This window comes from Mycobacterium sp. WMMD1722 (assembly GCF_049315205.1).
Classification (GTDB): domain Bacteria; phylum Actinomycetota; class Actinomycetes; order Mycobacteriales; family Mycobacteriaceae; genus Mycobacterium.
Genome location: NZ_CP186056.1, coordinates 2554053 through 2566797, shown reverse-complemented (window position 1 = coordinate 2566797; position 12745 = coordinate 2554053). Strand labels below are relative to the sequence as shown.

The 12745-nt window shown below is 70.5% G+C and carries 12 protein-coding genes; 10 read left to right on the top strand and 2 right to left on the bottom strand.

The features are described 5' to 3' along the window. The first annotated feature begins 111 nt into the window (after positions 1–111). The 10 genes from eccCb (at position 112) to ACN27E_RS12120 (ending at position 10779) form a co-directional block, all read left to right on the top strand. Complete coding sequence (eccCb, locus tag ACN27E_RS12165) at positions 112–3795, top strand: type VII secretion protein EccCb (protein WP_422749371.1); 3684 nt, start codon at positions 112–114, stop codon at positions 3793–3795. Further along, the gene (locus tag ACN27E_RS12160; RefSeq protein ID WP_422749369.1) at positions 3780–4904 is read left to right on the top strand and encodes a type VII secretion-associated protein; all 1125 of its coding nucleotides are present in this window, start codon (positions 3780–3782) and stop codon (positions 4902–4904) included. The genes eccCb and ACN27E_RS12160 overlap by 16 nt, the downstream gene beginning before the upstream one ends. A 70-nt stretch (positions 4905–4974) precedes the next feature. Then, positions 4975–5298, top strand: coding sequence for a WXG100 family type VII secretion target (locus ACN27E_RS12155; protein WP_422749367.1), 324 nt, complete (start codon positions 4975–4977; stop codon positions 5296–5298). A gap of 16 nt (positions 5299–5314) precedes the next feature. Further along, the gene (locus tag ACN27E_RS12150; protein ID WP_422749837.1) at positions 5315–5611 is read left to right on the top strand and encodes a WXG100 family type VII secretion target; all 297 of its coding nucleotides are present in this window, start codon (positions 5315–5317) and stop codon (positions 5609–5611) included. A 250-nt stretch (positions 5612–5861) separates the two neighbouring features. Further along, positions 5862–6305 (top strand): 50S ribosomal protein L13, encoded by a 444-nt coding sequence (rplM, locus tag ACN27E_RS12145; protein ID WP_422749366.1) that lies wholly within the window; start codon positions 5862–5864, stop codon positions 6303–6305. Positions 6306–6310: 5 nt separating this feature from the next. Next, on the top strand, positions 6311–6784 hold the full coding sequence (gene rpsI, locus ACN27E_RS12140) for a 30S ribosomal protein S9 (RefSeq protein WP_422749364.1): 474 nt from the start codon (positions 6311–6313) through the stop codon (positions 6782–6784). 350 nt (positions 6785–7134) lie between these two features. After that, complete coding sequence (locus tag ACN27E_RS12135; protein ID WP_422749362.1) at positions 7135–7608, top strand: hypothetical protein; 474 nt, start codon at positions 7135–7137, stop codon at positions 7606–7608. 130 nt (positions 7609–7738) lie between these two features. After that, positions 7739–9076, top strand: coding sequence for a phosphoglucosamine mutase (gene glmM / locus ACN27E_RS12130; RefSeq protein WP_422749361.1), 1338 nt, complete (start codon positions 7739–7741; stop codon positions 9074–9076). A gap of 42 nt (positions 9077–9118) precedes the next feature. After that, the gene (locus ACN27E_RS12125) at positions 9119–9424 is read left to right on the top strand and encodes a type VII secretion target (RefSeq protein WP_422749359.1); all 306 of its coding nucleotides are present in this window, start codon (positions 9119–9121) and stop codon (positions 9422–9424) included. Next, positions 9421–10779, top strand: coding sequence for a hypothetical protein (locus tag ACN27E_RS12120; RefSeq protein ID WP_422749357.1), 1359 nt, complete (start codon positions 9421–9423; stop codon positions 10777–10779). The genes ACN27E_RS12125 and ACN27E_RS12120 overlap by 4 nt, the downstream gene beginning before the upstream one ends. Positions 10780–10782: 3 nt before the next feature. Here ACN27E_RS12120 and ACN27E_RS12115 read toward each other — a convergent pair whose 3' ends face one another. Further along, a complete protein-coding gene (locus ACN27E_RS12115; protein ID WP_422749355.1) occupies positions 10783–11835 on the bottom strand; it encodes an LLM class F420-dependent oxidoreductase in 1053 nt (350 codons plus the stop codon). A 44-nt stretch (positions 11836–11879) separates the two neighbouring features. Beyond that, complete coding sequence (locus ACN27E_RS12110; RefSeq protein WP_422749354.1) at positions 11880–12725, bottom strand: dienelactone hydrolase family protein; 846 nt, start codon at positions 12723–12725, stop codon at positions 11880–11882. Positions 12726–12745 lie beyond the last annotated feature (20 nt).

The following is a 12745-nucleotide window of genomic DNA, read 5'->3' as shown; positions in this document are numbered from 1 at the left end:
CCGGGAATCCGTCGTGCTGTCACCGTAACCGCGTCGACTGACACCGTGACGCAGGGAAATTGGTGCCTGTGGACAGGGAACCGGATGGCGGATGGATCCGTCTGACCCACCATGGACGACGTGTACACGGCGCGACCGGACTCCGGGCGGCTGGTGGTGGACGCGCCGCCGCAACTGCCGCGGGTGTCGTCGGGGCACCCCCTGGCGAGGTTGCTGCCGGTTGCGATGATCGTGGCCGCGGTCGGGATGCTGGCGCTCCACGTCACCTCCGGACAGGCTGGTGCGCGTGGCCCCGCCGCCGGCCTCTTCCCCGTGATGATGGTGATGTCGCTGCTGGGCACTCTGGTCTACGGGGCCCGCGGGACCCAGCGTGGCGGTGAGATCGACCGTCTGCGCCGTGACTATCTGCGCTATCTCGACGGAATCGACCGGGCGGCCGCCGGTACCGCTCGTCAGCAGCACATCGACGCGCATTGCACGCACCCGGATCCGGGCACCCTGTGGTCCCTCGCCGGCACGAGCCGGATGTGGGGGCGCCGACCGGGTGAGGCCGAGTTCGGGCGGGTCCGGGTCGGGGTGGGACGGCGGCCGCTCGCCGTCCGCCTCGTCGGGCCGCACCGCGAACCCGCCGAGGACGACGATCCGGTCACCACACAGGCCCTGCACCGTCTGCTCAGGGACCGTTCGACGGTGGACGCGGTGCCCCTCACCGTGACGCTGACCGAGGCCTCGTCGGTCGCCGTCACCGGTACGGCCTCCGAATGCCGGGCGTTGATCCGAGCGATGGTCTGCCAGCTCGCGGTGTTCCACGATCCGGCCGATCTACGGATTGCTGCCGAGATGAGTGGCGAAGTCGAGACCGAATGGGATTGGCTCAAATGGCTTCCGCACGCCCAGGCGGGCTCTACCGATCGCGCACCGTTGGTGGTGACGGTTCGCGACGGCACAGCCCGCGGTGAAGCGGCGGGAGCGGTGCTGTCGGTCGGCGGGCCCGGTGATGGCCTCCACCTCGAGGCGGGCACGGTGTGCCTGCCCGACGGTGAGGGGACCGCAGCCGGACGGGTCGACGGGCTGAGCCGCGAGGCAGCGGCCGCCTGCGCACGACGCCTGGCCAGGTATCGACGAGATCCGGCGACGACTTCCGGCTCGGCGTATCGGCCCCGCAACTGGCCGGAGCTGATGGGAGTCGGCGGCGACCCCGCCGGCATCGATCCGGCGGAGTTGTGGCGGTCCAGCGGGAGCGCTGATCACCTGCATGTGCCGATCGGGTTCGCTGACGACGGGACGCCGGTGCACCTGGATCTGAAGGAGGCGGCCCAGGGCGGCATCGGTCCCCACGGGCTCTGCGTCGGCGCCACCGGGTCAGGAAAATCGGAGTTCCTGCGTACGCTGGCGCTCGGCCTGATCACCACGCATCCACCCGACGAGCTCAACCTCGTGCTGATCGATTTCAAGGGTGGCGCAACGTTTCTCGGTCTCGAGCGGGCCGCACACGTCTCGGCAGTCATCACCAACCTGGTGGAGGAGGCGCACCTGGTCGCGCGCATGCGCGACGCGCTGGCCGGTGAGATGCACCGCAGACAGCAACTGTTGCGCTGGGCCGGCAACGCCGTCGGGATCCGCGAATACGCCCGGCTGCGCGGGCAGCGCCCGGACCTTCCGCCGCTGCCGGCCGTGGTGATCATCGTCGACGAATTCTCCGAGATGTTGAGCCAACATCCCGACTTCGCCGAACTGTTCCTGGCGATCGGCCGGGTGGGCCGCTCATTGGGAATGCATCTGCTGTTGGCCAGTCAGCGCCTCGACGAGGGCAGGTTGCGCGGCCTCGACACCCACCTGTCCTACCGGGTGTGTCTCAAGACGTTCTCGGCGGCCGAATCCCGCGCGGTCCTGGGTGTCCCGGACGCCCATCAGCTGCCGGGCGCGCCCGGTGCGGCGCTGCTCAAGACGCCCGCCGGCGATATGACCCGATTCCGCACCGCATACGTCTCCGGTCCCGTGCCGGTGGCCGCCCCGCGGTCCGCAGCACCGGCGGTGGCGCTGTTCACCGGGCGTCCAGCCGTCCGGCCGAGCGTCGAACCGCCGCCCGAAACGGGGACGGCGCTGCTGGACACGGTGCTCGACCGTCTCGCCGGTCACGGCACCCGGGCGCACCGGGTGTGGCTGCCGCCCCTGGACGGGTCGCCCACCGTCGATGAACTGCTCTCCCGTGCACCGACCGATCGCACCCCGCCGCTGACCGTCCCGCTGGCCATCATCGACTCGCCGTTCGACCAGCGGCGCGATCTGCTGTTGGCGGAGCTGTCCGGTCAGGCCGGCAATGTGGCCGTGGTCGGCGGTCCGCGATCGGGGAAATCCACCACGCTCTGCTCGCTGATGCTGGCTCTGGCTGCCACCCACGATCCGACTGACGTGCAGTTCTACGCGCTGGACTTCGGCGGTGGTGCGTTGACCGCGGCGCACCGGCTTCCGCACGTCGGCGGCGTTGCCGGACGCCAGGATCCAGACCTCGCGCGGCGCATCGTCGGCGAAGTGGAGTCGCTGGTACGGACGCGTGAATTGCATTTCCGCGCCGCCGGTTTCGAGTCCATCGACGAACACCGCAGGCACCGGGGCACGAGCGAGCGCGACGCGAACGGGGATCCGTTCGGCGAGGTGTTCCTGTTCATCGACGGATGGGCGTCGCTGCGCGGTACCTACGATCAGCTCGAGGCGCAGATCACCACGCTGGCCGGGCAGGGCCTGGCCTACGGGGTGCACGTCGTCATCGCAGCGTCGCGATGGGCGGATCTGCGACCCGCGCTGAAGGATCAGTTGGGCACCCGCGTGGAATTGCGGCTCGGTGATCCGGCCGAATCGGAGATGGACCGCAAACGCGCCCGGCTGCTCGCCGATCGGCCACCCGGGCACGGCATCACCCGCGACGGCCGCGACTTCGTGGTTGCGCTGCCGCGGTTGGACGGCCGCAGCGGTGCGGGTGATCCGGGAACCGGGCTGGCCGAGGCCGCCGCGATGCTGCGCGAGCGGTACGCGGGGCGCTGCGCGCCGCCGATCGCGCTGTTGCCCGAGCTGATCAGGTCTGCCGAGCTCTCGCCACCGGTCGGGTCGACCGGCGTCATCCTCGGCGTGGGTGAAGGTGAGAAGAGCTGTATCACCGTTGATTTCGCAGTACAACCGCATCTGATCGTGCTGGGCGACGTCGAGAGCGGCAAGAGTTCGACGCTGAGAACACTGTGTACCGAGCTGGTGCGAAAGGTGTCGCCGGAATGCGCGCAGGTGCTGGTCGTGGACTACCGGCGCAGCCTGTTGGGCGTCGTGGACGGTGACCACCTGGCCGGCTATGTGATGTCCGCGGCGGGGCTGGGTCCGGCGCTGTCCGCACTCGCCGACCGCCTCACTGGGCGTCTGCCCGGTCCGGACGTGACGCAGCAGCAGCTCCGCACGCGCTCATGGTGGTCGGGTCCGGAGATCTATGTCGTCGTCGACGACTACGACCTGGTCGCCGAGAACCCGGGTCTGACGCCGCTGGTCGGCTGGCTGGCCCACGCCAGAGACGTCGGACTGCACCTGATCGTGGCGCGGCGCGCCGGTGGTGCGGCCCGGGCCATGTTCGACCCGCTGCTCGCGCGGCTGCGCGACTGCGGGGCCACCGGACTGGTGATGAGCGCTTCGCCCGAGGAGGGTGTGCTCTTCGGCGCCGTTCGGCCGGGTCCGCTGGTGCCGGGACGCGGCGCGCTCGTCACCCGCAACGAGCCACCGCACCTGATCCAGGTGGCCTGGTGCGATCCGCCGTGACCGTCGTCGAGGTCGGGCCCGCGACGATCCGCGGCGGACGCGCGGTGGACGAGGACCTCGCTTCGGCGGCGGTCGAATTCGTCGACGACGAGGTCATGCTCGTCGGCGACGCTGCGACCCCGCTCAGCGAGGTGTGGCACGGGCTGCTGTCCCGGGCGACCGGAGGCGGACCGGCGACGATCGTCGTCCCCAGCGGCTGGGGTCCCCGCCGGATCGACGTGATCTCCCATGCCGCCCACCGGGCATGTACGGAGGCCACGTTCTGCACCCGCGCCGAGATGCTCGGCGCATCGGGGGGCGCGGTCGTCGAGATCGCCGCTGACGTCGTGGTCGTGGTGTCCGACCGCGTGACCGCCGTACCTCGATCCTCCAACGCCGTGGCGGCCGAGGTGCTGCGGCGCGTCGGTCGTCGGGCACCGGTTCTCGTCGACGCGCCGGCGGGGGTGGCTGGAGCGGAGCCCCTCGCTACGTCCATCGCCGGCGCGCTGGGCGCGGCAGGGGTGGACGCATCGGTCGCCGAACCGGACGCCGTTCGGCGCCGGTTGCCCACGCCCGACCCCGTCGGGCCCGTGCGGCGACGGCCCCGGCGGATCGCCCTGGCGGCGGGTGCGCTCGGCGCCACGCTCGCGGCCGGTGTGGCGGTCGTGGCGGGCCGACCGGAACCGCCCCCGGGGGCTGCCACGGTCCTGCTGGCCGAGGGACGGCTCGGTGTCGCGATCCCGGTCGCGTGGCCGGTCCGGCGGATCGTGCAGGGGCCGGGTTCGGCTCGCCTGCAGGCTGATTCGCCTGACGGTGATGGGTTGGCGCTGCACATCACCCAGTCGCCGCTGCCGCATCGCCAGACGCGAGAACAGATCGCCGAGACCTTGCGCGCCGCCCTCGGCGCCGAATCCGCCGACATCTTCGGCGACTTCCGCGCCGATGACGAGCGCGCCGGACGGTGGGCGGTCACCTACCGCGAGCGGCGTGACGACGTCGACATCGAGTGGTTCGTATTCGCCGACGACCTGCTGCGCATCGGTGTCGGTTGTCAGAGTCCGCGTGACGGTGCCGACCTGGTCCGCGGCGTATGCGACGCGGCGGTGGGCTCGGCGCACGCTCTGAGTTGACGATGGCGGGAACCGGACGGCGCTGCGCACCGTCGAATCTCATATCGCACAACGGCAGAAGGGAACAGCGATGACGACACCGATGGGTGGAGCACTGTCCACCGACCTGGATTTGATGACGGCGGTCGCCGGCACGATCGACGCCCGCAACGAGGACATCAGGGCGATGCTGCAGTCGTTCATCGGCCGGATGAGCGACGTCCCGCCGACCGTATGGGGTGGCGTGGCGGCCGTCCGGTTCCATGAGGTGGTCGATCGCTGGAACGCCGAATCGCTGACGCTGCACACCGCACTGTCCCGGATCGCCGAGACGATACGGGCCAATCAGCAGACCCTCGGAGCTGCCGCCGATGCCCATTCCCACCAGATCGGCGCCGTCGCGACGGCGCTCTGAGACCCAGGAGGACGAGATGGACCAGGTGCTGTCCTACAACTTCGACGAGATCGAGTACTCGGTCCGCCAGGAGATCCACGGCGCGCACGCACGCCTGAACGCCGCGCTCGACGAGTTGCGCCGCCACGTCGCCGGCCTGCAGCAGGTGTGGACCAGAGAGGCGGCGCAGGCCTACCGGATCGAACAGGCTCGGTGGGACCAGGCCGCGGCGTCGCTGAACGAGATCCTGTTCACCCTCGGCAACGCGGTGCGCGACGGTGCCGACGACGTCGCTGCCACCGACCGCAGGGCGGCCGGGGCCTGGGGATGGTGAACAGGCCGGCGCCGCCCTGACAGACCCTGTGCGGTCCCGCCGGGAGGGGAGACCCGCGCGGGACCGCACAGTCTGCGATTTCGGCATTTTGACCTGCGAGGACGTCCGCAGGTAAGCTCCACGGTCGGTGTGCGGTGCCGTCAGGCATGCACGGGTCCTCGGGTCACGGTCGGTCGCCGAGGGTCGCCCTCCGTCGCACCGGACCGTCACCCGGGTCACCGGGATCCACCCGAGTAGAGAAGGTAACGCTGTGTCTACGTACACGCCGAAGGCAGGTGACACCACGCGCACGTGGCATGTCATCGATGCCACCGACGTCGTGCTCGGCCGGCTCGCCGTCGAGGCAGCCAAGCTGCTGCGCGGCAAGCACAAGCCGACGTTCACGCCCAACGTCGACGGTGGCGATTTCGTCATCGTCATCAATGCCGAGAAGATCGCCGTCAGCGGCGACAAGCTCAACAACAAGTTCGCCTACCGCCACTCGGGTTACCCCGGTGGTCTGCGCCGCCGCACCATCGGTGAGCTGCTGCAGAAGCACCCGACCCGGGTCGTGGAGAACGCGATCGTCGGCATGCTGCCGCACAACAAGCTCAGCCGCCAGGTGCAGAAGAAGCTGAAGGTGTACGCGGGTCCGAACCATCCGCACACCGCGCAGCAGCCGGTTCCGTTCGAGATCAAGCAGGTGGCGCAGTGACCGAGATGACTGGAACCGAAACCGTTGAGCCGACCGAGGACGGCACGGCTGAGGTGACCGAGGCCGCCGAGCCGCGCGAGCCCGTCTACATCGATCGCCCCATCCAGACCGTGGGCCGCCGCAAGGAGGCCGTGGTCCGGGTGCGTCTGGTGCCCGGCACCGGCCAGTTCAACCTGGACGGTCGCAGCCTGGAGGCGTATTTCCCGAACAAGGTGCACCAGCAGCTGATCAAGGCTCCGCTGGTGACCGTGGACCGGGTGGACAGCTTCGACGTGTACGCCCACCTCGACGGTGGCGGCCCGTCGGGACAGGCCGGTGCGCTGCGCCTGGCCCTGGCCCGGGCACTGATCCTGGTCCAGCCCGAGGATCGGCCCGCGCTGAAGAAGGCGGGATTCCTCACCCGCGATCCGCGTGCCATCGAGCGGAAGAAGTACGGCCTGAAGAAGGCCCGTAAGGCGCCGCAGTACAGCAAGCGCTGATCGAACCGCACAAGCGCCGGGCACGTCGTCGACGTGTCCGGCGCTTGGCGTTTGTGAGCCGTCACACAGTGCCGTTTCAGTAAACCGGCGAGGGGCGCCGGTGACCGTCCGGTTCACCGCCATGCGCTGGCCATTCGCCCGAGGGCGCGCCGCCCGCCGGCTACTTAGGCCGTTTCGGTGTCCGGGCGGCCGACGGGGCCGGCGACTTGAGATCGGCGCCGACCGTCGGCAAGCCTCGAACCGGAAGCGCGGATGCCCTCGAAGGCGTCGGCAGGGAGGACCTGCCCCCTGTGCAGTCGGTGCATCATCCCGGCACCGGGGCGTGGTTTCGCAACGGAAGGAGTGTTCGAATGGCGGACATCAACAAGAGCTTGAAGAACGTGGCCGCGGCAACGGTGCTGGGCGGCTCGGTGCTGTTCACCGCCGGTCTCGGTATCGCCGGGGCCCAGCCCGCCGATGCGCCCGACGGCCTGGTCACCGTCGCCGTGGGCGGTACGCCGATCCTCGAGAGCGTGTCGACCGAGGCCGCCGCGACTGCCGCCGGCGCCATCTGCGGCAGCACCACCCCCGAGGTGAACGCGATGGCCGAGAGCGTCGACGTCGCCGGCACACCGCAAACCGTGTGCAGCGGCCTGCCCGGCGGCGATCTGGCCATCCAGAACGCCTCGCTGAGCACCGAGGCGCCCGAGAGCGCGCCGGGGACCGCCCAGGACGTCCCGGAGGCTCCGCGGGGTGCCGCGGAGGCACCGCAGCAGGCCCAGACCGGCACCGACGTGCCGGCCGACGCCGCGCCGGTGCAGACGGTTCCGGGTCAGACCGGATAACCGGCGGACACATCACCGCCCGCGTCCCCCCGGACGCGGGCGGTGTGTCGTTTCACCCGCTCCGGCCAGGCTCGTGGATCCTGACCAGGAGGGTTGTGTTCGCTGAACCCGATTGTGAGAGGTTTGAGGGATGGGTCGACTGTTCGGCACCGACGGCGTGCGCGGAGTCGCCAACCGTGATCTGACGGCCGAGCTGGCGCTGGCGCTCGGCTCGGCCGCCGCCCGCCGGCTGGTCACCGCCAGCCACGCCCGCCGCCGGGTCGCCGTCGTGGGGCGTGATCCCCGGGCCAGCGGCGAGATGCTCGAGGCGGCAGTGATCGCCGGTATCACCAGCGAAGGCGTCGACGTGTTGCGTGCCGGCGTCCAGCCCACCCCGGCGGTGGCGTATCTGACCAGCGCCTATGACGCCGACTTCGGTGTCATGATCTCCGCCTCGCACAACCCGATGCCCGACAACGGCATCAAGATCTTCGGTCCCGGCGGTCACAAGCTCGACGACGACACCGAGGACCGCATCGCCGAGCTCGTCAACCAGGGACCAGGGCAGCGTCCGGTCGGAGCCGGCATCGGACGCGTCGTGGACGCCGTGGACGCGCTGGACCGCTATCTACGCCACGTCAGCAAGGCGGTCACCACCCGGCTCGACGCCCTGACCGTCGTCGTCGACTGCGCCCACGGGGCCGCATCGGTCGCCGCGCCCCGCGCCTACCGTGCCGCCGGCGCCAACGTGCTGACCATCAACGCCGATCCCGACGGGCTCAACATCAACGAGCGCTGCGGCTCCACCCACATGGAGGGCCTGCAGTCCGCGGTGGTCTCCTACGGCGCGGACCTCGGGCTGGCGCACGACGGCGACGCCGACCGTTGCCTGGCCGTCGACGCGCACGGGCGGGTGATCGACGGCGACGCCATCATGGTGGTGCTGGCACTGGCGATGCACGAGGCCGGTGAACTGGCCTCCGACACCCTGGTCGCGACCGTGATGAGCAACCTCGGGCTGCACCTGGCCATGCGCGAGGCCGGTATCGAGGTGCGCACGACCGGGGTGGGCGACCGCTATGTGCTCGAGGAGTTGCGGGCCGGCTCGTATTCGCTGGGCGGCGAACAATCCGGCCACGTCGTCATGCCGGCCTTCGGCACCACCGGCGACGGCATCCTCACCGGCCTGCGGTTGATGTCGCGCATGGCGCAGACCCGCCGACCGCTGGCCGAGCTGGCCGCGCCGATGCAGACCCTGCCGCAGGTCCTGATCAACGTCGCGGTCAGCGACAAGGCCACCGTCGCCGAGGCGCCCTCGGTGCGCAGCGCGGTCGCCGAGGCGGCGGCCGCGCTCGGCGACAGCGGACGCATCCTGCTGCGGCCGTCGGGTACCGAGCAGGTGGTACGCGTCATGGTGGAGGCGGCCGACGAGGACACCGCGCGCCAACTCGCGGTACGGGTCGCCGAATCGGTCAGCGAGGAGAGCTGAACCGGTAGGAACCGTGGCAAGGATCGCCGCGTCCTATCTGACATGGGAGCAGTCCATGCCATCCGCGTCGACCGTGCGGCGCTCATCAGGATCGCCGGCCGGTACGAGGCCGCCGCAGAGCTCGTCGATTCCGCGCTGCACACACATCTGAATGCGCTCGCCTTCGACGGGGCCGTGGCCGGACGCGCCTACCGCGGCCACGGTGACGCACTGCGCTGTGCGGTCGACGGCGTGGCGAATTCGCTGCGCGAATGGTCGCGGTCGGCGGCGGAGATCGCCGCCACCCTGCGCCACACCGCCGAGCAGTACGCCGACGCCGACGCCCGCGCCGCATCGAGACTGCTGTGAGCGATGTGACCGGCCGGCTCGCGCAGGGCGAGGCCGCTGTCGAGCATCTGGCCAGCTATTCCGCGGCGTCCGCGGCTCTCGGTGCAGCCGATCCCGGTCTGGCGGGTCGGCTCCACGAGACCTACGCGCGTGAGCTCGGTCTGGACCTGCATGCACTCGATGCCGACCACGCCGCGCTCACCGCCTCGGCCGAGGTGGTGCGGGCGGCGCTGCGAGCGCAGGACGGCCAGTATGCGGCGCTGTGCTCGGCATGGAACGGCGCTGCCGCGGAGGGCTCGCTGGAGGCCCTGCGCCGCCACGGTGAGGCCTCGGCGCAGGCCGCCGCGGCGCTCGACCGTGCCGCAGAGTCGGTCGCGCAATTGCGTGAGCAGCTGTGGCGCATCGTCGACGCGAAGGTCGAGGCGACGCAGTCACTCGACGGTCGCACCGACAGCGTCCGCAGTGAATGGATGGCCGCGGCCGAGACGGTCGCGACCGGGGCCGGGGACCGGGCCACCGCCAGCGAGCTGGTGGATCGGCACGTCACACCGTTCGTCGTCCGCGACGTCGCCGCCGAGCTGGTCGCCGCACTCGAAGAGGCGAGCGAGGCGATCGGGCGGAGCTTCGAGTCGGCGATCAGCACGGTCCGCGACGAACCCCTCGATACGTTCCCGTCGGCCGGTACCGGCGCCGGATGGTCGCCGGCGATCACCGGGCCGGGCCAGGCGGCGGCGGTGCCCTGGTCGGCGGCCGCCGCACCCCCGATGCCGGCACCGGTGACCGATCCCATGGCGGGAGTGCCGACACCACCGTCGGCGACGCCCATGTCGATGCCGGGCTCGGCCGGGCTGCCCGATATGGGGTCGGGACTGTCCGGCCTCGGTCAACGATTCGGTGAGTTGCTCGGCGGGCTGTTGCCGTCCGGCGACGATGTGGGCGACGCATTCGAGCGCGACCATCCGCAGATCGACGACGAGGACGGCGGCGACCCGGACGACACCGATGACCCGGAGGACCCCGAGGGCCCCGACGACCCGGATGACCCGGACGACCCGGATGACCCGGACGACACCGAGGACGAGGACCAGGAGGGAGACGACCCGGGGGAGAAGGATGAGCAGCCGGAGGATGAGGCGGGCGACGAGGATCCGGTCCTCGAGTCGTCGACCGATCGCCCGGAGGCGCCCGACGAGTCCGGGCCCGAACAGCCCGCAGCCGAAGACGAACCCGCCGGCGATGGGCCGGCGCCCACGCCGGCGCCGCCTGCACCGCTGGCCGACACCGCACCGGCGACCCCGCCGACACCGCCGACACCGGCGACCCCTGCGACCCCCTGCGAGATGGCGGCCGACGAACTCCCGCAGGCCGGGGGATGAGGCCTATGGCAGCAGTGAATTGAGCTCTTCGACGAAGCGGATCGACTCCCGGCGGTCGGTGGCCAGCGGCTGGAGTAGCAGGGTGGTGGCACCGGCCTCGGCGTAGGCGGCCAGCCGCTCCTTGACGAAGCTCCTCGGACCGACCAGTGACACGTTGCGGACGAGATCGTCGGGCACGGCGTCGATGGCAGCGGCCTTGTCACCGGCGAGGTACAGATCCTGGATCCGATCGGCGACCTCCCCGTAGCCGTACCGGGTGGCGAGCTGGTGGTAGAAATTCTTGCCGCGAGCGCCCATGCCGCCGATGTAGAGCGCCAGTTGCGGTTTGACCCACCCGAGTCGGTCGTCGACGTCGTCACCGACGGCCAGGGCGGCGCTCACCATGACGTCGAGCGGTCCCAACGCGGGATCGCGTTTGGCGAAGCCGGCGCGCAACGCGTCGCCCCACACCGTGTCGGCACGCTCGGGATAGAAGAACACCGGCTGCCAACCTTCGGCGATTTCGGCGGTCAGCTCGACGTTCTTGGGACCCAGTGCGGCGATCGTGATCGGAATGCGTTCGCGCACTGGGTGATTGATCAGATGCAGCGGTTTGCCCAGTCCGGTGCCGCGGGCGTTGGGCCCGTCGCTGGGCAAGGGGATCTGGTAGTGACGGCCGTCGAATTCGACGTTCTCACGGCGCCACACCATGCGGCAGATCTCGACCACCTCGCGGGTGCGGCCCAGCGGAGCGTCAAACGCGACGCCGTGGAAACCCTCCATCACCTGAGGGCCCGAGGTGCCGATGCCCAACCGGAAGCGGCCGTCGGAAACGTAGTCGAGGCCCGCGGCGGTCATCGCCAGCAGCGATGGTGTGCGTACGTAGATCGGGACGACGCCGGACCCGAGCTCCATCCGCGTGGTCTTGGCTGCCAGATAGCCGAGCTGGCTGATCGCGTCGAACGAATAGGCCTCGGCCACCAGGGCGATGTCGACGCCGACCTGCTCGAGTACCACGACGTCCTCGACGGCCTCACGGAACCCACCGGCATAGCTGAGGAAGATGCCTGTACGCATCACGAAGTTATAGCACCCAACCGGTTGGTTGGGGTGCCCTGGGGTCAGGGTTTGAGCAGGGCGACGACCTTGTTCTCGAGGTCGACCGGATCGTCGGAGAACGGGTCGAGCACCTCGGTCTTGGGCAGGATGGCCTCGCGGTCGCTGAAGTCGCGATAGATCTTGTCGCCGGTGAGCTCGTGGAGCAGATAGCCGGTGAGCAACGCCCGGACGATCTTCTGGGTGCCCTTGTCCTCCCCGGGCAGCTTGACAGCGCGGGCCAGTCGGCGGCCCTCCACCAACCCACCTGCGGTGACTTTGTTCACCGCTCGTAGCGTCGCCGGCTTCCAGGCGCGGGCCAGTTCGACCGCGTTGGACCGCAGTGACATGGGATCGCCGGGATCGGCCAGGATCAGGCCGGGAGTCTGCAGGCCGGCCGCGGGCTGCTGGGCCCGCGGGCGCGACACCGTCGGGAACAGCGCGGCCGCCGCCTTGAGCCGGCCGGGCATGCCGGCCGCGGTGAACACCGCTGCCGAACCGCCGATGCCGTGTCCGGCGACCCCGAGTTTGGTCGGATGGACGCTGATCTTACCGGGGCCCAGGCGGACGCCGGTGATGATGTCCAAGGTCGTACCCAGGTCGAAGGCGAGGTTGAGCACCGACGGGGCCAGCCCGGTCTCGGTGTCCGGCGCGGCGGCCACGATGCCCCACGACGCCAGGTGTTCGAGGGTTCCGTTGTAACGCTGGCCACGTGCCAGCCAGTCGTGGCCGAACGCCACCCCGGGCAGATTCAGTCCGGACTCAGGGGTGTACACGACGCCCGGGAGGCCGGCAAAGGCCAGATCACCTCGGAGAACGCGGTGTGGACCCCGTCGGGTCAGAGCCTTGAACAGCTTCTTGGTGCCGGCCACGAGACGACCGTAGCTCACCC

Coding starts and splice junctions, on each gene's coding strand:
- ACN27E_RS12155 (WP_422749367.1), top strand. CDS start 4,975: ATGACGACACCGATGGGTGGAGCACTGTCCACCGACCTGGATTTGATG.
- ACN27E_RS12115 (WP_422749355.1), bottom strand. CDS start 11,835: ATGCGTACAGGCATCTTCCTCAGCTATGCCGGTGGGTTCCGTGAGGCC.
- rpsI (WP_422749364.1), top strand. CDS start 6,311: ATGACTGGAACCGAAACCGTTGAGCCGACCGAGGACGGCACGGCTGAG.
- eccCb (WP_422749371.1), top strand. CDS start 112: ATGGACGACGTGTACACGGCGCGACCGGACTCCGGGCGGCTGGTGGTG.
- ACN27E_RS12150 (WP_422749837.1), top strand. CDS start 5,315: ATGGACCAGGTGCTGTCCTACAACTTCGACGAGATCGAGTACTCGGTC.
- glmM (WP_422749361.1), top strand. CDS start 7,739: ATGGGTCGACTGTTCGGCACCGACGGCGTGCGCGGAGTCGCCAACCGT.
- ACN27E_RS12135 (WP_422749362.1), top strand. CDS start 7,135: ATGGCGGACATCAACAAGAGCTTGAAGAACGTGGCCGCGGCAACGGTG.
- ACN27E_RS12125 (WP_422749359.1), top strand. CDS start 9,119: ATGGGAGCAGTCCATGCCATCCGCGTCGACCGTGCGGCGCTCATCAGG.